This is a genomic window from Sporichthya sp. (assembly GCF_013815995.1).
GTDB lineage: Bacteria > Actinomycetota > Actinomycetes > Sporichthyales > Sporichthyaceae > Sporichthya.
Genome location: NZ_JACDFE010000029.1, coordinates 1 through 21,100 on the forward strand (window position 1 = coordinate 1; position 21,100 = coordinate 21,100).

Sequence of the window (21,100 nt, forward strand, 5' to 3'; positions counted from 1 at the left end):
GGCCGGCGCCGGGCGCGGTCGGGTCCTCGTCCTTGGCGGTGCCGAGCAGTTCACCCAGCGCGCCCAGGCCGGCCGCGACCAGCAGCGGCTGCGCGACCGCGGTGTCCTTGATCGCCTCGGCGTCGCCCTGGGTACCGAGCTCGATCAGGTCGATACCGGCCACCTGGGACCAGGCGGCCAGCCGGGAGGCGAAGGCCGGGAGCTCCAGCCACGGTTCCAGGAAGCCGGGGGTCTGGGCCCCCTGGCCGGGCGCGACGATCGCCAGCATGGCTCCACCTTGCGCTGTTCGAGCGGGAAAGCGCGCTGCTCACAGGGCCAACACGCCGTTCGGCCCTTTGTACACGTTCTACGACCCGAGGCCCGCGTACGGGGCTGTGACATTCGTCGGGCGGTCAGGGGTGACCGTCCGAGGTCAGGCCGGCGGTGGCGATCAGGCCGATCCAGAGCGGCATGATCGGGGGGTGAGTGACGCACGGGAGCCCCTCGCGGACCTGGACTCGATCGCGTTCCTGCTCGAGCGCTCGCACGCCCCTACGCACCGGGTCAAGGCCTTCCGCCATGCCGCCGCCACGCTCGCGGCCCTGCCCGAGGGCGAACTCGAGGTCCGGGTCGACGCCGGTTCGTTGAAGGAGCTCAAGGGCATCGGGGACACCACCGCGACGGTGGTGGAGGAGTCGATGGCGGGCGAGATCCCGGCCTACCTGCGCAAGCTGGCCGCCGAGTCACCGGCCTCCGTCGCCCCGGGCGGGGAGGCGATCCGGGGCGCGCTCAAGGGCGACCTGCACACCCACTCGGACTGGTCCGACGGCGGGAGTCCGATCGAGGAGATGGCGCGCACGGCCGCTGATGTGATCGGGCATCAGTACATGGTGCTGACCGACCACTCGCCGCGCCTCACCGTGGCCAACGGGCTCAAGCCGGAACGGCTGATGCGCCAGCTCGACGTGGTCGCCGAGATCAACGAGCGCCTCGCCCCGTTCCGGCTGCTCACCGGCATCGAGGTCGACATCCTCGACGACGGTTCCCTGGATCAGGACGCCGAGCTGCTGGCCCGTCTCGATGTCGTGGTGGCCAGCGTGCACTCCAAGCTCAAGATGGACGCCGAGCAGATGACCCGCCGGATGGTGCACGCCGTGGCCAACCCGAACGTCGACGTCCTCGGGCACTGCACGGGGCGGATCGTGAAACGCGACCCGGACGGCAAGCGCGGCGGCTCCGGCGGTCGGCCGGAGTCGCAGTTCGACGCCGAGCTGGTGTTCGCGGCCTGCGCCCGCTTCGGCGTCGCGGTCGAGATCAACTCACGCCCGGAACGGCTCGACCCGCCGAAGCGACTGATCGCGCTGGCCATCGAGGCCGGATGCCACTTCTCCATCGACTCCGACGCGCACGCGGCGGGGCAGCTGGACTGGCAGCCGCACGGCTGCGTGCGGGCGACCGAGATGGAACTGACGCCGGATCAGATCGTGAACACCTGGGACCTCGACACGCTGCTGGCCTGGACCGCCCGCCACTGATAGGAGTGGGGAAGGGGCGTCAGCAGTTCTGCAGCGGGGCGCTGAAAGCGGCCAGGTCCTTGGTCGACATGTACAGGCCGTTGTGCAGCTGCACCCATCCGCCGGCGGGGTCGGTGCAGGTGATCCAGGCCAGGGCGCCCAGCGGCAGCTTGGCCGCGGTGGGCTCCGTGGTCGCCGGTCCGGTCCGGGTGAACGCGCCACCCGAGGTCAGAACCTGGACCGGGTAGTGGCAGGGCGGGACCGGCTTGCGCGCCCCGGCCCCGACGTAGGCGTCGGAGACGTAGCTGCCGTCGACGAGCTTGTTCCACACCGTCGAGCCCGCCTCGTCCGAGCCGTTGACCTGGCAGACGACGGAAACCTCGGTGCCCGGCTCGGCCGCCCCCACGGCCTCGGCCGAGCTGTTCGGAGAGCGGCGGGCGTTCAGCGTCGCCGCGCTGGTGACCGGGTAGGTCCGGGCCACGGTCGCGACGGGGGCGTCGACCGAGTCGGAGTCGATGAGCATCTTCACGCCACCGTGGGTCTCGCGGTGGTCCCCGCGGTACTGCTTGACCCGCTGCCACTTCGACCAGCGGTTGTCCGGGATGTTGGCCCAGCCCTTCAGGGACGGGGACCGATCCCAGCGGGCGAACCACACCGCGTCTGGACGGGCGTAGGTGGTGGAGGCGTACCGCTTGGTGGCGTCGATCAGGCCCGAGCCGAGCGTGCCGTACATGCCGGACAGGTAGCCCTGCCGGTGCAGCTCGCGGGTCCAGGCGCTCAGGTACACCGCGACCGCACGGACACACTTGGTGCGGGCGGCGTCGTAGGGCTCGACGTCGGCGTAGATGGGGGTGCCGGGCAGCAGGCCGAGGTTCTTGGCCGCGAGCACCGCCACCGCGGCCTCCGCGGTGCCGGTGGCCGCGGCGGTCTTGGCCTTCATCGGGACCTTGCGCTTGTTGTCCCGGCAGGGCGCCTGCGAGCCCATGTTGATCGGCAGCAGCTTCCAGCCCATCTCGGTGACGTCCTTGACCCAGGCCGCGGTGAGCTCCGGCTGGGTGCAGGCCCGGTTGCGGCCGCTGAGGTAGATGCCGACGGCCTGGTACGGCGAGGACTGCCAGGCCTGCATCGCGGCGCGGGACGGCGCGGTGCAGGTGTCGAAGGCCAGGCCGCGGTAGCGGGTGGCGGCGGCCGCGAGCGGATAGAGCGGCCCATCGGTCGGGGCGGCGACATCGGTACTGCTGCCCGTCGGCGTCAGTGGCATGAGGGGCCGCGCCTGGTCGGCCTCGGCCTTCGGCCCCACCAGGATCGCCGCCAGCGCCATCGCTGCCAGCAGCAGCGCGGCGAGCACGGTCACCGACCGGTCCCGCCGGGTCGCGGCGGCGGTGCGGACGACCCGCTGGTGGCGGGGCATGGGATGAGACCTCTCGCTGTACGGCGGGACGTCGCCAGCGTAGAGGCCAGAGGGATGAAAGTGATCGATGTGACTGGTGTTACTCAGGGTGTTTCGCGCCGGTGTGCGTTCCGAAGGCACGAACCAAAAGGCGTGACACGCCTTTCGGTTCGGACAGCTGGGCGAAGTGGGCGCAACAGGGATCGAACCTGTGACCACCGCGTTGTAAGCGCGGGGCTCTACCGCTGAGCTATACGCCCGGGACTGCTGGGCGCCAGGCTATCCGGCAGTTCGAGCCGCCAGCTCCGTGATCGCCAGGTGGTACTGCTCGTGGTCCCGGGCGTGCCCGATGTCGCTGAGGATCCGCCACCGCACGATCCCTTCGCCGTCGATCAGGAACGACGCCCGGTTGGCCACCCCGGCGTTGTCGTCGAAAATGCCGTACTGCTGCGCGACCGCGCCATGCGGCCAGAAGTCCGAGAGCAGCGGGAACTTCATCCCGTCCCGGTCGGCGAAGACCCGCTGGGTGTAGGGGGAGTCGACGGAGACGCCGAGGACCTGGATGCGGTCGTTCTGGAGCAGGTCGAGGTCGGCCTGGATCAGGGCCAGCTCGCCGGCGCAGACACCGGTGAAGGCCAGCGGGAAGAAGACCAGGAGCACGGCCTTGGGGCGCTGCTCGGCCAGCCCGATGACGACGTTGTGCTGGTCGCGGAGGCCGAACTCCGGAGCCTTCTCGCCGATCTCGATCGCCACCGGGCCAACCTACGTCAGCGCGCCGACAGTCCGCCGCGTCGGGTGGAGTCGTAGACCTTGGTGGTGGTGCCGACGGTGACCCGGACCCGGTTCTTGCCCTTCGGCTTGTTCCACGCGGCCCGGACCTTCTCACCGACCCGGGTGACGACGATCAGGGTGATCACGCTCTGCTTCTTGGCCGCGCCGCGCCGCACCTCCAGCACCCAGCTCGGGGTCCGGTCACCGCGGTGGCGGGAGACGTAGCCCTGGTAGGTCGGGGATCGGCGGCCCTTGACCACGCTGGTCGCCGACGACGCGATCGTCGTGCCGGGCGCGGCGAGCTGGATGATCGAGGTCCGGTAGCGGCCGTTGGCGGACAGGAACGTCGCGGTGGTGTTGCGCCCGTTGTTGACGACCCGTTCCTTGCTCCAGGACGGGTCCAGGTGCCAGAGGATCTGCAGATTGCGCGCGCGGTCGGCGGTGACGTCGTCGCGCACCAGCATCAGCTTCTGCTGGTCGTCGACCAGGACCGAGCGGTGCCGCTCGGCGCCGGCGAAGGCCCGGTCGCGCAGCTGCCAGGAGCGGGCGCCCTTGCCCGCCGACCTGGCGACCAGCGCGGTCGGGGCGTCGGCGTTGTACTTGGCCCCATTCGGGATCGGCACGTTGTGCGCCTGCAGCGAGCGCGACCAGGTCCGGAACGGGCGGTCGGCGTACCCGTCGTAGCCGGGGTCGACGAGCACGTCGCGGCCCTTGGCCCAATAGGTGATCGACAGATGGTCGTTGTGGCCGTGGGTGTAGCGGCCGGGCCCGAAGCGCAGCGAGTACTGCTGGGTCGGGGCGGTCCAGGAGTCCCGGGCGAAGACGTAACCGGCGTTGTAGACCTTGACCAGGTCCGCGGGCATCGTGCCCTGGGCGCCGCGGGTCACCACCCAACGGCTGTTCGGGCCCATCCCGACGCCCGGACGCTCCGGCCAGGTGTCGCCGATCTCGATGAACGTGCCGTCCGGACGGGTGGCCTGCGCGGCGTAGGTGTCGACGAGCTCGACCCGGTCGTACACGCCGGCCGGAACCGGCATGTCGCAGGCCGCCAGGTGCGCGGCGGCGTCACGGTGCAGGCCCTGGATGAACGAGGCGTACCCGGGGGCCTGCTCCAGGATCGCGCCCTGGGAGTCGATGCCCTGAACGAGTTCGTTCTGCAGGCGGGAGGCCGCGACGTTCTGCCAGGTGGCCTCGTCCAGGGTGCAGCCGGCCGCGAGCAGGGCCAGGCTCTGCATGGTGCCGTGGTTCCACGCGCCGACGTAGCGGTTCAGCACGACCTGGGCGTGTGCCCGCAGGATCGGCTCCAGCCACGCCCGGAATGCCGGCCCGGTGCCCTTGTGCCACATGCAGACGAACAGGGACGTGCGGAACGAGGTCGCGTGGTCCACCCAGGCGCCGCCGTCGCTGCCCGGGTCGGGATTGTCCGCGACGAAGTCGGTGACGATCTGCCGCGCCAGCGCGAGATCGTCGGGGTCGCCGGAGACCACGAGGGACTCCATCCACTTCAGCGAGTGGAACCACAGGCGCCAGGTCGGGTCCTGGTAGGGGTCGGTGGACCAGTTGATGTCGCCGGTCAGGTTGATGGCCACCGGGGCGTAGCCGCTCAGGCGCAGGACGCCGTCGCGGATGCTCGTCGGGTTGTTCATGCGGGCCAACGTGGGCTGCCAACCACACCCGCCGAGCGCGACGGACGCCGCGACGGCCGGCGGGGAGATCCCCACCACCGTTCCTGCGGCCAGCGTCGCCGCCGTCGCCAGAGCCACCCCGAGCCGACGCATCCAAAGCCCCCCCATGTCGCCCGGCAATGAGCAGAGCCCCGCCTACAGAAAGTAGCGAGGTGTGCGAGTGGATCTTGGTCAGAGTGACGAACCGTTACGCGAATTCCCAGGGTTCTCGTCCCGGTTCACCCGAATGCGGCGCGGCTCTGTGCCGGTTCGACCCGATATCTGGCCTGAGGCAGCGCGCCGACATCGCGCCGCGTCGAGCGGAGTCGTAGACCCGGGTCGCCTTGCCGACGGTGACCCGGATCCGGTCCTGGCTGTGCGGGGTGTTCCACGTCGCCCGAACCCGAGCCGACCCATCCCCGTATCTCCCTGACCTCGCACGACGCCTGTGACGGAAGTAACCAGGCAGACAAGTAGTGATCAGAGTGACGAACTGGTACTCGATTGCCCAGAGGTGAAGAACAGGTTCACCCGAATGCGCACCGGATTCGACCGTTTTGGCCCAGGGCAGAGCTCAACCGGCGTGGCCGGGCAGGACTCAGCTGCAGGTCAGCGCGGTGGGAAGGGAAGGTCAGCGCTTGCCGCGGGCGGCCTTGGGGGCCACCAGGCGGGTGCCGGACCAGGCCGGCGCGGCGCTGATGCTGCTGGTCTGGGACAGGCCCGCGGTCGGGGCGGCCTCGCCGATGTCCGAGGGCTCGACGTGCCCGGGCCGGCCCTGTTTGGGCGTCATCAGCCAGACGACACCGCCGTCGGCCAAGGAGGCGAGGGAATCGACCAGGGCGTCGACCAGGTCGCCGTCGTCCTCGCGCCACCAGAGCAGGACGGCGTCGACGGTCTCCTCGAAGTCCTCGTCCACGAGTTCGCTGCCGGTGACGTCCCCGATCGCGTCGCGCAGATCGAAGTCGACGTCGTCGTCGTAGCCGAGCTCCTGGACGACCTGTCCCGAGGTGAATCCGAGCCGCGTGTTGATCGCGGCTGCGCCCTCGGCGCTGGCGCCCAACTCCAGTCTCCAGTTCCTCGTGTGTCCCATGTCGGGGTGGTTGTCGGGTAGTCCATCCGGTCAGAGGCCCCGCACGCAAGTACCCGGGCCGCGCGTCTGCCCTCGGGGTAGAGACACAGCTCACCAGCACTACCCCGGGGTAGGAGTGCATCAGAGGGGTCGCCAGGACAACGATGGGGGTCAAGGCCCGGCACAACCGGGGTAACTCGAAAGAACAGGACCTGCCCTGTGACCTCAGGACGCGAACGGTTCTCCGTGATCAGCGACGGGCTGCCCACCCAGCTCCCCGACGTCGATCCCGAGGAGACGAAGGAGTGGCTGCAGTCTCTGGACGCAGTCATCGACGGCGGCGGCCAGGCCCGCGCCCGGTACCTCATGCTGCGGCTGCTGGAGCGCGCCCGGGAACGCCAGGTGGGCGTCCCCGGCCTGCGCAGCACCGACTACATCAACACCATCTCGACCGAGAACGAGCCGTGGTTCCCCGGCGACGAGGACATCGAGCGCCGGATCCGCGCGTTCATTCGCTGGAACGCCGCGGTGATGGTCTCCCGCGCGAACCGGCCCGGCATCGGCGTCGGCGGGCACATCGCCACCTACGCCTCCGCCGCCTCGCTCTACGACATCGGCTTCAACCACTTCTTCCGCGGCAAGGCCGGCGGTGAGTCCGGGGACCAGATCTTCATCCAGGGCCACGCCTCGCCCGGCATCTACGCCCGCGGGTTCCTCGAGGGGCGGCTCTCGGCCGACCAGCTCGACGGGTTCCGCCAGGAGCTCACCAGCCCGGTCGGCGGCCTGCCGTCCTACCCCCACCCGCGGCTGATGCCGGACTTCTGGGAGTTCCCCACCGTCTCGATGGGCCTGGGCCCGCTGAACGCGATCTACCAGGCCCGGTTCAACCGGTATCTGTTGAACCGTCAGATCAAGGACACCTCGCGCTCGCAGGTCTGGGCCTTCCTCGGCGACGGCGAGATGGATGAGCCGGAGTCGCTCGGCGCGATCGGCCTGGCCTCCCGCGAAGAGCTGGACAACCTCACCTTCGTCGTGAACTGCAACCTGCAGCGCCTCGACGGCCCGGTGCGCGGCAACGGCAAGATCATCCAGGAACTCGAGGCGTACTTCCGCGGCGCCGGCTGGAACGTCATCAAGGTGGTCTGGGGACGGGACTGGGACCCGTTGCTCGCGCGGGACGTCGACGGTGTGCTGGTGAACGCGATGAACACCACCCCGGACGGACAGTTCCAGACGTACACGACCGAGGACGGCGCCTACATCAGGGAGAGCTTCTTCGGTCGGGACAACCGGCTGCGCAAGATGGTCCAGGAGATGAGCGACGACCAGCTCACCAAGCTCTCCCGCGGCGGCCACGACTACCGCAAGGTCTACGCCGCCTTCAAGGCCGCCCGCGAGCACGTCGGGCAGCCGACGGTAATCCTGGCCCACACCATCAAGGGCTGGACGCTGAAGAGCTTCGAAGCGCGCAACTCCACGCACCAGATGAAGAAGCTGACCAAGGCCGACCTCAAGGAGTTCCGCGACCGGCTGCACCTGCCGATCTCCGACGCGGCCCTGGAGGCGGACCTGCCGCCGTATTACCACCCGGGCGAGAACTCGGACGAGATCGCGTACCTGATCGAGCGCCGCCGGGCGCTCGGCGGTTTCCTGCCCAACCGGGTGGTCAAGCCGCGGCCGATCAAGCTGCCCGGCGCGGCCGTGTTCACCCAACTGGAGAAGGGCTCCGGCAAGCAGCCGGTGGCCACCACGATGGCCTTCGTGCGGCTGTTCCGCGACCTGATCAAGGACCCAGAGATCGGCAACCGCTTCGTGCCGATCATCCCGGACGAGGCCCGCACGTTCGGCCTGGACTCGATCTTCCCGAGCGCGAAGATCTACTCCCCGCACGGGCAGACCTACGACGCCGTGGACCGTGAACTGCTGCTGTCCTACAAGGAATCGAAGCAGGGTCAGATCCTGCACGAGGGCATCAGCGAGGCCGGTGCGATGGGCTCGCTGACCGCGGCCAGCACGGCGTACGCCACCCACGGCGAGCCGATGATCCCGGTCTACATCTTCTACTCGATGTTCGGTTTCCAGCGCACCGGCGACGCTGTCTGGGCGCTGGCCGACCAGCTCGGCCGCGGCTTCATGTGCGGGGCCACCGCGGGCCGCACCACGCTGAATGGCGAGGGGCTGCAGCACGAGGACGGGCACTCGATGTTGCTCGCCTCGACCAACCCGGCCTGCGTCTCCTACGACCCGGCGTTCGGTTACGAGATCGGCCACATCGTGCAGTCCGGGCTCAAGCGGATGTACGGCTCCACGGTGTCGCACCCGCACGGCGAAGATGTCTTCTTCTACCTGACGATGTACAACGAGCCGTACATTCAGCCGGCCCAGCCGGCCGGCCTGGACGTCGACGCGTTGCTACGGGGGCTCTACCGCTACCAGTCCGCTCCGTCGGCGCCGAACGGTGCGCCCCGCGCGCAGCTGCTCGCCTCCGGCCCGGCGATGGTCTGGGCGCTCAACGCGGCTGCCCTTCTCCAGGACGAGTGGGGCGTGGCCGCCGATGTCTGGTCCGCGACCTCGTGGACCGAACTGCGCCGCGACGCCATGGAGTGCGACGCGCACAACCTGCTGCACCCCGAGGCCGAGGCCCGCGTACCGCACGTGACCAAGATGCTGGCCGGTGCCCCCGGTCCGGTGGTCGCGGTCAGCGACTGGATGAAGGCGGTGCCGGACCAGATCTCCCGCTGGGTGTCCGGGGACTACACCTCCCTCGGCACCGACGGCTTCGGTCGCTCGGACACCCGCGCCGCCCTGCGTCGCCACTTCGGCGTGGACGCCCAGTCGATCGTCGTCCGCACCCTGGCCGAGCTCGCCCACCGCGGCGAGATCGAGCAGGAGACCGTGCGCAAGGCCCTCGACGCCTATCGCCTCACCGACGTCACCGCCACCACAGCCGAGGAGGCCGGCGGCAACACCTGAGTCGCGGCGCGCCGGGACGCCCCGCCGCCCGGGTCAGAAGGGCGGTGGGTCGTCGTCCGGGTGTGGCCGGGGCCGAGGTTGCTGCGGCTCCGGCTCGGCTCGTCGGTGCCGGGTCTCGTCCCAGGCGGTGGAGCGTTGCCAGGGCTCGCCGAGGCGGTCGCGGTCGGGGTTGACCGGTAGGTCGTCTTCGGGCTCGCTCGGGTGCTGGGCGGGGAGGTCGGGCAGGACCGGCTGGACTGGGGTGAGGTAGACGTGTCCGAGGCGGGTGGTCCACTCGAAGGTGTCCCCGATCCGGCGTAGCTGCCAGCCGGCCTCGCTCTTCACCCGATGGTCGTGACGGCACACGGGGTTCAGGTTCGCCCCGACCGTCTGCCCGCCCTTGGCGTGGTCGTGGCGGTGGTCGATGTCGCCGGTGCGGGCGGGAGCGCGGCACCCGGAGCCGACGCAGGTGCGGAGGGCAGCGACGACCTCACGACGCAACGCCGCGCCGGGCACACGGCGGCCGGGGTCGAGTAACCGCTGGGTCTTCGGCTCGGTCAGGTGCTCGTAGAGGTCGTTGAGCACTGGCCCCCAGGAGGGGTCGAGATTGGCTTCGAGAAGCTTCGGCAGGAGCCCGGCGGGCACGACAATCTCGATCACGGCCTGGCACGAGGCTTGGCGCTTGCGTACCCCGGTGGGCCGGGCGGTCGTGAGCCCGGTACGCACGAGGAACCCGTCGGGGCACGTGAAGGTGTAGTGCCACTGCGCGGCGCCGAGCTGGTCGACGAGCTGGCGAGCGAGCTCGGCATGGCAGGTTCCCCAGCCGGCCATCTCGGCGGGATACCGGTCCAGGCCCAGCAGCGTGGTGAGGCGGACCTTGAGGTGGACCCCGGCCCACGAAGACTCCGGTGCGGGCTCAGGCTCAGGCTCAGATGCGGGTGCTGGCGCAGGCGCTGGCTTGCCTCGCTCAGCGGCGTCGTTGCCGGCGTCGTTGCCGGCGTCGGGTCGGCTGGCCAAGAGCGCAGCGAGGATCTGGTCGTCGTTCAGGCCGCGATAGGTGCCGTCGGTCATGCCGCAGAACAGGTCCGCGCGCAGCTGGTCGATCGGCCGCTTGTCCCCGGCCCGCTTCGCGGCTTTGGCCAGCCCATCGAGGCGGGCGACTGCTGCGGCGACCCGCTCGGGTGCGAGGTTCAGCCCGGAGAGCTTCGCTGTCCCGTCCGCGGTACGGGACCCGACGACCTTGCGGTCCTGCAGTGAGCCCTCGTAGCGCCGCCGGGCCCACTCCGGGTCCAGCGCCACCGCGAGGGTCTTGATCTCCTCGGTGAGCTGACCGGTGGTGAGGCATGTCTGCCCCCCGAGCTCGCACTTCGGCAGCACCGCCGCCACCACTTGCTGCGCGTGGGCGACGGAGAGCTCGGTCACCCAGTCCGCGATCACCCGGGCCCGCGCTGGGTCCAGCCGGCCGGCGGCCATCGCCTCGTGCAGATCGGGCAGTCGGTGGCAGGTGTCGTGCGCCTCGGACACCAGTCTCGTGGCGGCCGGGCGGGTCAGCCCCAGCGCCGCGCGAACCTCGTCGGCGGACCACTCGTCCGGGTCGGTCATCCGTCGGGTGGAGTCCGCCTCGCCGCAGAGGACGGTCTCCCAGACCGCTTCCAGCAGGGCCGCGTGCATGCGTGCCTGGTCGGCGTACAGCTCGCGCAGCACCTCGACGACCTCACGGCCGGTCAGCTCCCGCAACCCCTCCACATCTCCGACGCTACGACCTGCCACCGACAATCAAGATCTGGTGTAACCGCACGCGAAATGCCCTAGATATAGGGCATCTGATGGTTAGTCATGTCCTTTCCCGCGCCGTCGTGCGGCGCGCGGCCGGGCACCGCACGCCTCCTTCGGTCTGCCCGCCTACGCTCGGGCCGTGGACACCCTGCGCTCGATCCCGTTGTTCCTGCTCGCCGCTCTCGCCGAGATCGGCGGCGCCTGGCTGATCTGGCAGGGCGTGCGCGAGGACAAGGGCGTGTTGTGGGCCGGCGCCGGCGTAGTCGCGCTCGGTGCCTACGGCTTCGTCGCGACGTTGCAGCCCGACCCCAACTTCGGCCGGATCCTCGCCGCGTACGGGGGAGTGTTCGTCGCCGGTTCCCTGGCCTGGGCGATGGCCGTCGACAACTTCCGGCCCGATCGCTACGACTGGACCGGAGCCGCCATCTGTCTGATCGGCGTCGCCGTGATCATGTACGCACCCCGGCCTGCGTAGTCCACGACCGAGAAATTCCACTGCGTCAGCGACATCGCGCGCTATAGCGCGCGATCTCCCTGACGCCAGTAAACAACGCTCGGCATCGGCGCGCTCGCCAGGTCCATTCAGCACGGCTTCAGGACCGGGGAGAGATGGTCTGGACATCCATCCAGACCATCTCGGAGGAACCTCATGACCCTGCGCGAGATCTACCTGACTCTGCCTCAGCGGCGGTTCGCCGGCTTGCTGCTCGCAGGCGCCGTCGCCGTTCCCCTCAGCGCATGCGGCGCCGCGAACGACGCTCAGTCCCAAGCGGCAGTCGCCGCCGCGGCTCCGACGGCACCGACGCCGAGTCCGCCGACCCAAAGCGGCACGCTGCCGCAGGGCAGCGAGCCCGTCGACCTGGATCCGGCCGATTTCACCACCGACATCGACAACCCGTACTGGCCGATGAGCCCGGGGAGCCGGTGGGTCTACGCCGAGACCGACAGTGCGGGAACAAAGGAGGACATCGTCATCGAGGTCCTGCAGGAGACCAAGAGGATCGCCAACGGGGTCGTGGCGCGGGTCGTCCGCGACACGGTCACCGAGGACGGCGTGCCGGTCGAGATCACCGACGACTGGTTCGCCCAGGACAAGGCGGGAAACATCTGGTACCTCGGCGAGTACGTCACCAACTACGAGGACGGCAAGGTCGTCGACCACGCCGGCTCCTTCGAGGCGGGCGTCGACGGCGCACAGGCCGGGATCGCGTTGCCCGCCAACCCCACGCCGGGGATGTCCTACCGCCAGGAGTACTACAAGGGCGAGGCCGAGGACAGGGGCGCGATCGTCACCGTCGGCGAGGAGCAGGTGGAGGTCCCCTTCGGCTACTTCACTAAGGACATCCTGATGACCCGCGACCTGGTACCGACCGAGCCGAAGGTCCAGGAACTGAAGTTCTACGCCCTCGGGATCGGCCCGCTGCTCAGCATGCACACCGATGGCGCCTTCGGCCGTTCAGTCCTGGTCAGCTACACCCCCGGCGGCCAGGGCGCGGCCCCTGCCGACCTGGGCAAGTGAACGTCTGGGAGCCGGGGCAGCCCGCCGGGAGGGACGGCTAGGCTTAGGAGGGGAGTTCGTAGGTGAGCAGGGCCTCGCCGTCGGCCGACTCCACGATCTGGCTGCGCTCGGCCAGCGTGACCAGGTGGGCCCAGGTCTCGCCGACGGCGAGGATCTGGTTGTAGTCGGTGAGGTCGTCGAACGCGGTGTTGCGCCGGGTCCAGGGGATCGCCCGGGCCGCCTCGTAGGGGGTTCCGGCGCCGGCCTCGACCGCGGCGAGGGTCTGAGCGAGCCGGACGTCGTGGAAGTCGAGCAGCTCGTTCACCCGGACGTGGACGCTGCCGCCGGGGGTGCCGTGGGCCGGGAGCATGAGGGCATCGGCGTGGCTGAGCAGCAGGCGCAGCGACGACAGGTACGCGGTCAGCGGGCTGCGCTGCCGCTCCGGCTCCAGCCCGATCGAGGGCGTGATGTGGGGCAGCACGTGGTCGCCGGTGAACATCACCGAAGCGTCGGCGTCGACGAACACCATGTGTCCGCGCGTGTGGCCGGGGGTCTCGATGGCGGTCAGCGTCCGCTTGCCGGCCTCCAGTTGCTGCCCGTCGGTGATCCAGGCGTCGGGCAGCTGGTAGGACTGCGCCGCCAGCGCGCGCTCCTCGGGGGCGTAGGAGGTCGCCCAGATGGCGGACAGGTGCGGTGCGCCCCAGGTGGGAAGCAACCGCAGCAGCACCGCGTCGTTGTTGCCGATCACGCGCTCAATGTTCGGCTGCTCGCCGAGCCCCAGCGCGACCTTCGACCCGAAGAGGCGCTGCAGCTCGATTCCGAGCGTGTAGTGGTCACGGTGCATGTGCGTGACCAGGAACTGCTTGACGTCGTCCAGCCCGTAGCCGATCGAGCCGAGTGACTCTTCCAGTAGTGCGCGGGCTTCGGCCAGCGCCCAGCCGGAGTCGATGAGAACGCAGCCGTCGGACGGCGACGGACCCGCGGGCAGGACGTAGACGTTCACCGCGCGCAGGCCGTCGTTGGGCAACGGGAGGGGGATGCGGTGCACGTCCGGGGCGACCTCGAAGGCGCCGGGCTCGGTCCAGGCGCCATGACCGTACGGTTGGGCTGTCACGCTTCGTACGTAATCACGCGCTTTGTCCCGAACTGGAACCGGGCTGCCCGCGCCCGCGTCTGACTCCCATGTCCCTCACTCTGGCGCCCACCTTCGAGGCGGCCGTTGCGCCGCCGTCGCGGCTGCACCTGACCGCGGGTGCCGACCCGGTGACGATCGGGCTCCAGATGGGCAACTGGCTGGTCCTGATGGTGCTGATGAGCGGATTCATGCTCGCCGCGACGATGTCCGATCGCTCAGAGCCGGCCGGGACCTCCGCCGAGACCGGCAGCGCGGCCACCCGCTGAACGAAGGCGGCGGCGGGTAGCCTCCGGGCGTGCCTGCTGCCTTGCGTGACGTGGTCAAGGTCCTCGACGACCGCTACGACCCCCGCTGGGCCGAGTCCTGGGACGCGGTCGGGTTGGTCTGCGGTGACCCGGACGCGTCGGTCACCAAGGTGTTGTTCGCCATCGACCCGGTCGCCGACGTCGTCGACGAAGCGCTGGCCTGGGGTGCCGACCTGCTGGTGACCCACCACCCGCTGTTCCTGCGCCCGGTGCACGGCGTCCCGGCGACCAGTGACAAGGGCCGCCTGGTGCACCGTCTGATCACCGGCGGCTGCGGCCTGCTGGTCGCGCACACCAACGCCGACTGCGCTACCGGCGGCGTCTCCGACGCTCTCGCCGACGCGCTCGGGTTGCCGCCGGGCAAGCCGATCGACCCCCGCCCGTGCGATCCGATGGACAAACTGGTCACCTTCGTCCCGCAGGTCGACGCCGAGCGGGTGCTCGACGCACTGGCCATCGCGGGCGCCGGCGCGATCGGCGACTACGACCGCTGCGCGTTCACCGTCGAGGGCACCGGCACGTTCCGGCCGCTGGACGGCGCGAACCCGACCATCGGACAGGTCGGCGAGGTCGCGTCGGTCGCCGAGACCCGGCTGGAGATGGTGATGTCCCGCGACCGCCGGGACGCGGTGGTCGCGGCGCTACGGGCAGCGCACCCGTACGAGACGCCGGCCTTCGACGTGATCGAGGTGGCCGGCGAGGTCGGTCCGCGCGGGACCGGTCGCGTCAGTGTGCTCGACGAGGCGGAGCCGCTCTCGGTCTTCGTGCAGCGGGTGGTCAAGGGCCTGCCCGCCACCGCCGGGGGGATCCGGGTGGCGGGGGAGCCGACCCGGCTGGTGCGCAAGATCGCGGTCTGCGGCGGGGCCGGGGACTCGCTGCTCGGCAGCGTCCGGGCGATCGGCGCCGACGTCTACGTCACCGCCGACCTGCGCCACCACCCCGCCTCGGAAGCTCGTGAGGCCGCTGGGGGACCGGCGCTGGTGGACGTCGCGCACTGGGCCACCGAGTGGCCCTGGCTGGAGCGGGCCGCCGAGGAGCTGGAGGCGGGCCTGACCACGGGCAAGGCCCGCGTGCAGACCCGCGTCTCCGAGCTTGTCACCGACCCCTGGACGCTGCGCGTCTGACGTGTCGTCAGTTCACTTTCGGGTGCCGAGGATCAGCAGGTACTCCCGGGTGTGGACGATGCCACCGTCGACCGCGTACTTCTCGTTGAACATGTCGACCCAGGCCTGCCGCAGTTCGGCCCGGCGCTCGCCCAGATTCTCGGCCAGGGTCTTCGTCGGGCCGTAGCTGGAGGAGAACAGGTCCCAGTAGGCCTCGGCCGACTCCGAGCGGGCGATCGAGATCTCCTCGACGATCTCCAGGTCGTACGCGTCGCCGAGCAACTCACGGACGCGGTCGGGCTTGCCCCAGTCAAAGGGACTGCTCGGCGGCGGCGCCGGCTGGAACGGTGCCATCACCCGGAACATGTCACCGAGCCCGCCTGCGGGGGTCCAGTTCGCGAGCCCGAGCTTCCCGCCCGGCTTGACCACGCGAGCGAGCTCGCGCGCGGTCGCCTCGTGGTCGGGCGCGAACATCACCCCGCAGGTCGAGGACACGACGTCGAACGCGCCGTCCCCGACCTCGAGGTTCTCGCAGTCGCCGACCCGGTAGTCGATGTTCAGCCCGAGCTGTTTGGCCCGCTCCTGCGCGGTCTCGATCAGGCCGGGGGAGAGGTCGATCCCGACCACCTCGGCGCCGGCCGAGGCGGCGCGTTCCGCCACGGCGCCGGTGCCGCAGGCGAGGTCCAGCCAGTGCACGCCTGGCGCAGCGCCCAAGCGCCCGACCGTCAGGTCCTGCAGGTCGGTCAATGTCTCGGTGACGTTCTGGTACGGGCCGTTTGCCCACATCACGCTCTGTCGCGCCTTGAGCTCTTCGAATGCCACGACGACCTCCTCGGGATAGGCGGTGGATCGGCCCCACACTCCCACCTCCACGACGGGTCATCCAGTGAGATCGGCGACGTGCTTGAGGATCTCGGTCGGCTCGGTGCGGGTCCCGTAGTCGGGGTGCACATCGATCCACTGGATCGCGCCGGCGGCGTCGAGCATCACCACGGTCGGCATCGGGATGGCTGCCGTTCCGTCGGCGTTGGTGTCCGCGACGACCAGGCCGAGCTGCGCCGCCACGGCGACGGCCGCCTCGCCGGTCTCGGTGAGGATGCCGAGCGCGCCGGCGATCTGGTTGCCCGGATCGGAGAGCACCGCATAGGACAGCTGGTTGGTCTCCTGGGCGCTCAGGGCGCCGTCGGGTTTCTGCGGGCTGATCGCGACCAGGCCGACTCCGCGCGCGGTGAGCTCGGCCAACAGGTCCTCCTGATAGGCGCGCAACGTGAGGTTGCAGTACGGGCACCAGGCGCCCCGGTAGAACACGACGACGGCCGGCTTGCCCGCCCGGGCCGCCGCGAGCGTGGTCGGGTTGCCGTGCGCGTCGAGCAGCTCGCCGTCCGGCATCGGGGTGCCGGGGGCGGGCACGTCGAGCGGGCACTTGGCGCCCTGGAACACACGCTCCCCGCCGAAGACGGCCAACGCGTCGGCGGGGAATTCGGCGGCCGCCTTGGCCTCGAAGGCGGCGACGCGCTCGGTCATGGAGGTGGTCATCGGGGTCCCCTCAATTATGGAGTAATCACTCCAATTGGTGTCCGCGCTCCACTGCGAGCGCGGCCTGGCCGGCACCAGCACCGACGACGTGCGGGCCGCGGCCGGAATCAGAGCGTCCCAGCTCTATCCCTAACTTCGCCGACAAGCGCGCCCTGGTCAGCGCCGAGGGCCTGCGGGCCCGCGTCGACCTGGAAGCGGCCTACCGCCGCTGGGCGGACGGGATCGCCGGCGGCCTGCACCAGATGCATGAGCGCGGGGAGCTACCGGCGGACACCGACCCGGATCGGCTGGCGATGGCGATCCTCGCCGCCGTGCAGGGCGGGTTGGTGTTGACCCAGGTCGCGCGCAGCACCGAGCCGCTGGAGATCGCGCTGGACACCGTGATCGACCACGTCGCCTCCGTCGTGGAGCGTGCCCGCGCCAGCCGAGCCGTCCGGCCGCGGATACGGTGGGCCCCTACCCGAGGAGGACCGCTGAACGTCGCGCTCGCGGACCAATGGCGGCTGCTCGATCTGCAGGCGTTCGACAGCCGCATCGACCAGCTGGCGCACCGTCGCCGGACCCTGCCCGAGACCGCCACGATCGCGGAGCTGAACGCCCGCCGGGACCAGGTGCGCGACCTGCTGGTGGCCGCCGAGACCGAGGATTCCGACATCGGGCGGGAGCAGGTCAAGGCGGAGGCGGACGTCGACCAGGTCCGCCAACGCGCCGAGCGGGACCAGAAGCGCCTGGACGCCGGACAGGTGTCCTCGCCCAAGGAACTGGAGAGCCTGCAGCACGAGATCGCGAGCCTGGCCAAGCGCCAGGGCGATCTCGAGGACACGGTGCTGGAGATCATGGAGCGCCGGGAGTCCGCGCAGGCCCGGATCGCCGAGCTGACCGCCGAACGCGATCAGATCGCCTCCGACCTGGCCTCCACCACCGCCGCGCTGGCGGCGGCAACCACCGAGATCGACGCCGAAACCGCGACCTTGACCGGCGAGCGCGCCACGCTGGCCGGTGGGCTGGCCGGCGAGATGGTCACGCTCTACGAGAAGGTCCGGGCCGGCAGCGACGGGGTGGGCGCGGCCGCGCTGCGCCGCGGGCGGTGCGAGGGCTGTCACATGGAGCTGTCCACCACCGACCTGAACCGGCTGCGGGCCACGCCTGACGACGAGGTCGTGCGCTGCGAGGAATGCCGGCGGATCCTGATCCGCGTCGCCGACTCGGGGCTGTGAGCCGATGGGTCGCAGGCTGGTCGTCGAGGCGGACGGGGCCGCCCGGGGCAACCCGGGCCCGGCGTCCTACGGGGCGGTGGTGCGGGACGCCGAGACCGGCGAGGTGCTCGCCGAACGCGCCGCCACTCTCGGGGTCACCACCAACAACGTCGCCGAGTACTCCGGGCTGATCGCCGCCCTGGAAGCCGCCTACGGGCTGGACCCGACCGCCCAGGTCGAGGTGCGGATGGACTCCAAGCTCGTCATCGAGCAGATGGCCGGGCGGTGGGGGGTCAAGCACGAGAACCTCAAGCCGCTGGCGAGCAGGGCCCGGGCGCTGATCCCGGCGCAGGTCGAGGTCCGCTGGACCTGGATCCCGCGGGCGGAGAACTCCCACGCCGACCGACTCGCCAACGGCGCGCTGGACGGCGCGCTGGACGGCGCGCCGCCGGCTGCCGAACAGACCGGCGAGATCCGCGTGATCTCCGCGCAGCCGCTGTCCAAGGAGGTGGCGCTGGAGACCGGCCCGCCGCCGAAGATCATCGGCTGGGCCACCGACCTCGGCCACGTCACCACGCTGCGGCTGCTGCGTCACGGCGAGACCCCGCACACCATCGAGAAGCGGTTCTCCGGCACCCGGTTCGACCCGCCGCTGTCCGAACGCGGCCAGGGCCAGGCCCGGGCCGCGGCCGACCACATCGCCTCCCTCGGTGGCACCGACGTCATCGTCGCCTCGCCCCTGACCCGGGCCCGCCAGACCGCCCAGGCGGTCGCCGACGTCCTCGGCCTCGAGGTCCTCATCGACGAGGACCTGCGCGAGTGCGACTTCGGCGACTGGGACGGGCTGACCTTCGCCGAGGCCTCGGCGCAGGCGGGGGTGGCCCTCTCGCAATGGCTCGGCACCCCGGAGATGGCCCCGCCCGGCGGGGAGAGCATGGTCCAGTTGGCCGCCCGCGTCGCCGAGGCGCAGCTCCGGATCCTGTCCGCCCACGTCGGCAAGAACGTGCTGATCGTCGCGCACGTGGGCTCGATCAAGATGCTGGTCCGGGAAGCGCTCGGCGCCCCGATCTCGACGATCCACCGGTTGCAGCTCGCGCCCGCGTCGTTGTGCACGGTGCGTTGGTACGCCGACGGCAACAGCGCGATGCACGCGTTCAATGAGACGTCCTACCTCGGCGAGTGGGCGCGGGTGGACGGCTCATGACCGACGAGTTCCCCGACATCCCCGATTCGCCCTGGCTGCGCTGGGCCCGCAAGCTCGACGCGATGGCCCGGATCGGCTCGACCTTCGCGTCCAACCCGTACGAGACCCGCCGCTACACCGAACTGGCCGCGATCTCGAAGGCGATGCTCGCCGAGTTGTGGGCCCGGCCCGAGGTGGAGGTGCCCGAGCTCTACCACCCGGGCGAGGGCTACGTGACGCCGAAGGTCGACGTCCGGGCCGCGGTCTTCGACGATCAGGGCCGGCTGCTCCTGGTCCGCGAGGTCGCCGATGGCCGCTGGTCCCTGCCCGGCGGTTGGGCCGACGTCGGGGATTCGCCTGCGTCGTCCGCGGAGCGCGAGGTGCTGGAGGAGTCCGGTTACCAGTGCCGGCTCACCCACCTGATCGGGGTCTTCGACGCGCACGACCCCGGCTCGCCCTTCAGCGCCTACAAAATCGTGTTCTCCGGCCACATCAGCGGCGGTGAGGCCGGCGGCGACCATGAGACCGACGGCGTCGGCTTCTACTCCCGCGACGACCTGCCCCCGCTCTCACACCGCCGCACCCCGGACCGCGTCATCGCCGCCGCCTTCGCGCACCGCGCCGACCCCACCCTGCCCGCGCTCTTCGAGTGACGTCCGCACGCCGGAGAGGAGCGTGAGGGGGTGCCGCGCGATCGTTCCGGTGGGATTACCGGCCCGGACGTCCACTGCGCGGTCGAGGAGATCGCGGAGCCCTGGATCCGCGATGGCCGGGCGCGTCTGGTCGTTGACGACGAAACCCACGGGGACAGGCAGCTCCTGCTGCAACCGGTCGCGAGCCCCGGCGCCTTGGCGGTCGGTCTCGTCCTTCGGGCGTGGGGTGCCGACCTGTTCTTCGAAGAGGGGAACGGCGTCGCTACGTCTGTCGACTTCACCGTTTCCGATGCGGCGGAGTTGGAGTCCCTCCGGCAGATCGTCCGTGCTGCGCTGCGCGGTGAGGCGCAGCCGCGTTGGGGTCGGCTGCCGAGGTATCGCTGGCCAAGGACGTTGATCTGGCCGGAGGGCAGATGGGGCTTCTCGCAGGGCTGTCTACTCGCGTTCGTCCCGCGGCACATCGTGAGGTCGTACGAGCCCTACTGCGATCCCTGAACCGGCGCCGGCCGCCAGAACCGTCGTGCACTGCCTACGGTGCGGCCAGGAAGGCATCGGTCAGGGCCACCAGGTCACGGTCCCGGTTGAACCCGCGGGTGGAGATCTGGGTGGCCGCGGCGCGTGCGACGTCGCGATCGGACTCGGTGGCCACGGCGCGGAGGGCGTCCAGGTCGGCGTCGTCGTGGGGGCGATCGGAAGCCCGAGACAGCAACTTCATCGCGATCAGGTGGCCGACGCCGGCGACGGGGACGGTGAGACCGGGCATGATCTGCGCCACCCTCGCCGCGGCCACGATCTCGGGCTCTACTCCGCTGACGGCGAAGAGGAGATCGACCACTACGCCGCTGAGCCCCGGCGGGGTGAGTCGCGCTGTGCCCAGTCGGCCCACGCCGTACTGCTCGATCAAGGTCACGATCTCGTAGCCGCGCCCGGTGAGGGCGTGCACGAGGGACTCGGCCTCGTCGTCCGAGCTGACCGCGACGACGAGGTCGACGTCGCGGGTGAACCGGGGCTCGGTGTGAGCGGAGACCCCAAACCCGCCCACCAAGGCGAACTCGGCCGCGACGCTTCTCAGGTCCGAGGTCACGCGGGTCAGGGCGGCCTCGACGACGTTCACAGCGGTCGGGAGCTAGGTCGCCCAGGCATGTCACCGAACTCTGCCCCAGGACGCCGGCGCAGCCACGCGACGATCGCCTGGTCGAGCTCGCTCTGGCTGATGTCGGGGCGCTCCCGGCGCAGGCGTGCGCGCAGCATCTTCTCGCCGACCTCGTAGAGGTCCAGCGCGATCCGGATCCGGTCCCCGGGGGTCTCCGCCTGCACGCCCGCGATTCTAGGCTGGACCAAGGACAAACCCGGGGCACCGATGAGTTCGGGTAGCT

At 70.6% G+C, this 21,100-nt stretch carries 20 protein-coding genes, 1 tRNA gene and 1 pseudogene; 10 read left to right on the top strand and 12 right to left on the bottom strand.

Features of this window, described 5'->3' with window-relative positions; genetic code table 11:
• Nucleotides 1-268: pseudogene (locus tag H0X00_RS05410) on the bottom strand (ACP S-malonyltransferase); the annotation flags it as partial.
• A gap of 193 nt (nucleotides 269-461) precedes the next feature.
• On the opposite strand from H0X00_RS05410, the gene H0X00_RS05415 reads away from it, so the two are divergent.
• Nucleotides 462-1,514 carry a PHP domain-containing protein gene (locus H0X00_RS05415; RefSeq protein WP_293767775.1) on the top strand — a complete coding sequence of 351 codons (1,053 nt, stop codon included), beginning with the start codon at nucleotides 462-464 and terminating at the stop codon, nucleotides 1,512-1,514.
• Between the two features lie 19 nt (nucleotides 1,515-1,533).
• On the opposite strand, the gene H0X00_RS05420 is transcribed toward H0X00_RS05415, so the two are convergent.
• The 5 genes from H0X00_RS05420 to H0X00_RS05440 all read right to left on the bottom strand — a co-directional run bounded on the left by H0X00_RS05420 (nucleotide 1,534) and on the right by H0X00_RS05440 (nucleotide 6,408).
• Nucleotides 1,534-2,904 (bottom strand): glycoside hydrolase domain-containing protein, encoded by a 1,371-nt coding sequence (locus H0X00_RS05420; protein WP_293767777.1) that lies wholly within the window; start codon nucleotides 2,902-2,904, stop codon nucleotides 1,534-1,536.
• 167 nt (nucleotides 2,905-3,071) lie between these two features.
• A tRNA-Val gene (locus H0X00_RS05425) sits at nucleotides 3,072-3,143 on the bottom strand.
• Nucleotides 3,144-3,162: 19 nt separating this feature from the next.
• Nucleotides 3,163-3,636, bottom strand: coding sequence for a peroxiredoxin (locus H0X00_RS05430; protein ID WP_293767779.1), 474 nt, complete (start codon nucleotides 3,634-3,636; stop codon nucleotides 3,163-3,165).
• Between the two features lie 14 nt (nucleotides 3,637-3,650).
• The gene (locus H0X00_RS05435; protein WP_293767781.1) at nucleotides 3,651-5,432 is read right to left on the bottom strand and encodes a heparinase II/III family protein; all 1,782 of its coding nucleotides are present in this window, start codon (nucleotides 5,430-5,432) and stop codon (nucleotides 3,651-3,653) included.
• 517 nt (nucleotides 5,433-5,949) lie between these two features.
• The gene (locus H0X00_RS05440; RefSeq protein ID WP_293767784.1) at nucleotides 5,950-6,408 is read right to left on the bottom strand and encodes a DUF3052 domain-containing protein; all 459 of its coding nucleotides are present in this window, start codon (nucleotides 6,406-6,408) and stop codon (nucleotides 5,950-5,952) included.
• 198 nt (nucleotides 6,409-6,606) lie between these two features.
• Between H0X00_RS05440 and aceE the strand changes: the two genes are divergently transcribed.
• The gene (aceE, locus tag H0X00_RS05445) at nucleotides 6,607-9,360 is read left to right on the top strand and encodes a pyruvate dehydrogenase (acetyl-transferring), homodimeric type (protein ID WP_293767787.1); all 2,754 of its coding nucleotides are present in this window, start codon (nucleotides 6,607-6,609) and stop codon (nucleotides 9,358-9,360) included.
• A 33-nt stretch (nucleotides 9,361-9,393) separates the two neighbouring features.
• On the opposite strand, the gene H0X00_RS05450 is transcribed toward aceE, so the two are convergent.
• Nucleotides 9,394-11,085, bottom strand: coding sequence for an HNH endonuclease signature motif containing protein (locus H0X00_RS05450; RefSeq protein ID WP_293767789.1), 1,692 nt, complete (start codon nucleotides 11,083-11,085; stop codon nucleotides 9,394-9,396).
• A 169-nt stretch (nucleotides 11,086-11,254) separates the two neighbouring features.
• Here H0X00_RS05450 and H0X00_RS05455 point away from each other — a divergent pair, with 169 nt between their 5' ends.
• The gene (locus H0X00_RS05455; RefSeq protein WP_293767791.1) at nucleotides 11,255-11,590 is read left to right on the top strand and encodes a YnfA family protein; all 336 of its coding nucleotides are present in this window, start codon (nucleotides 11,255-11,257) and stop codon (nucleotides 11,588-11,590) included.
• A 174-nt stretch (nucleotides 11,591-11,764) separates the two neighbouring features.
• Nucleotides 11,765-12,634, top strand: a complete 870-nt coding sequence (locus H0X00_RS05460) for a hypothetical protein (protein ID WP_293767793.1) — start codon at nucleotides 11,765-11,767, stop codon at nucleotides 12,632-12,634.
• A 43-nt stretch (nucleotides 12,635-12,677) separates the two neighbouring features.
• On the opposite strand, the gene H0X00_RS05465 is transcribed toward H0X00_RS05460, so the two are convergent.
• Nucleotides 12,678-13,727: an MBL fold metallo-hydrolase gene (locus tag H0X00_RS05465; protein ID WP_293767795.1), complete on the bottom strand. Its 1,050-nt coding sequence runs from the start codon at nucleotides 13,725-13,727 to the stop codon at nucleotides 12,678-12,680.
• Nucleotides 13,728-13,795: 68 nt separating this feature from the next.
• Between H0X00_RS05465 and H0X00_RS05470 the strand changes: the two genes are divergently transcribed.
• Together H0X00_RS05470 and H0X00_RS05475 are read left to right on the top strand one after the other, a co-directional pair.
• Nucleotides 13,796-14,014: a hypothetical protein gene (locus H0X00_RS05470; RefSeq protein ID WP_293767797.1), complete on the top strand. Its 219-nt coding sequence runs from the start codon at nucleotides 13,796-13,798 to the stop codon at nucleotides 14,012-14,014.
• Between the two features lie 29 nt (nucleotides 14,015-14,043).
• Nucleotides 14,044-15,177 carry a Nif3-like dinuclear metal center hexameric protein gene (locus tag H0X00_RS05475; protein ID WP_293767799.1) on the top strand — a complete coding sequence of 378 codons (1,134 nt, stop codon included), beginning with the start codon at nucleotides 14,044-14,046 and terminating at the stop codon, nucleotides 15,175-15,177.
• A 12-nt stretch (nucleotides 15,178-15,189) separates the two neighbouring features.
• On the opposite strand, the gene H0X00_RS05480 is transcribed toward H0X00_RS05475, so the two are convergent.
• Nucleotides 15,190-15,978, bottom strand: a complete 789-nt coding sequence (locus H0X00_RS05480) for a class I SAM-dependent methyltransferase (protein WP_293767801.1) — start codon at nucleotides 15,976-15,978, stop codon at nucleotides 15,190-15,192.
• Between the two features lie 57 nt (nucleotides 15,979-16,035).
• The gene (locus tag H0X00_RS05485) at nucleotides 16,036-16,692 is read right to left on the bottom strand and encodes a peroxiredoxin-like family protein (RefSeq protein WP_293767803.1); all 657 of its coding nucleotides are present in this window, start codon (nucleotides 16,690-16,692) and stop codon (nucleotides 16,036-16,038) included.
• Between the two features lie 242 nt (nucleotides 16,693-16,934).
• On the opposite strand from H0X00_RS05485, the gene H0X00_RS05490 reads away from it, so the two are divergent.
• The 4 genes from H0X00_RS05490 to H0X00_RS05505 are packed head-to-tail and all read left to right on the top strand — an operon-like array spanning nucleotide 16,935 to nucleotide 20,219.
• Nucleotides 16,935-17,909, top strand: coding sequence for a C4-type zinc ribbon domain-containing protein (locus tag H0X00_RS05490; protein ID WP_293767805.1), 975 nt, complete (start codon nucleotides 16,935-16,937; stop codon nucleotides 17,907-17,909).
• A 4-nt stretch (nucleotides 17,910-17,913) separates the two neighbouring features.
• Nucleotides 17,914-19,092, top strand: a complete 1,179-nt coding sequence (locus tag H0X00_RS05495; protein WP_293767807.1) for a bifunctional RNase H/acid phosphatase — start codon at nucleotides 17,914-17,916, stop codon at nucleotides 19,090-19,092.
• Nucleotides 19,089-19,724, top strand: coding sequence for an NUDIX hydrolase N-terminal domain-containing protein (locus H0X00_RS05500; protein WP_293767809.1), 636 nt, complete (start codon nucleotides 19,089-19,091; stop codon nucleotides 19,722-19,724). The genes H0X00_RS05495 and H0X00_RS05500 overlap by 4 nt, the downstream gene beginning before the upstream one ends.
• 30 nt (nucleotides 19,725-19,754) lie before the next feature.
• On the top strand, nucleotides 19,755-20,219 hold the full coding sequence (locus H0X00_RS05505) for a hypothetical protein (RefSeq protein ID WP_293767811.1): 465 nt from the start codon (nucleotides 19,755-19,757) through the stop codon (nucleotides 20,217-20,219).
• A gap of 34 nt (nucleotides 20,220-20,253) precedes the next feature.
• On the opposite strand, the gene H0X00_RS05510 is transcribed toward H0X00_RS05505, so the two are convergent.
• Both H0X00_RS05510 and H0X00_RS05515 read right to left on the bottom strand, forming a co-directional pair.
• The gene (locus H0X00_RS05510) at nucleotides 20,254-20,838 is read right to left on the bottom strand and encodes a nucleotidyl transferase AbiEii/AbiGii toxin family protein (protein WP_293767814.1); all 585 of its coding nucleotides are present in this window, start codon (nucleotides 20,836-20,838) and stop codon (nucleotides 20,254-20,256) included.
• The gene (locus H0X00_RS05515; RefSeq protein WP_293767816.1) at nucleotides 20,835-21,041 is read right to left on the bottom strand and encodes a hypothetical protein; all 207 of its coding nucleotides are present in this window, start codon (nucleotides 21,039-21,041) and stop codon (nucleotides 20,835-20,837) included. The genes H0X00_RS05510 and H0X00_RS05515 overlap by 4 nt, the downstream gene beginning before the upstream one ends.
• Nucleotides 21,042-21,100: the final 59 nt, after the last annotated feature.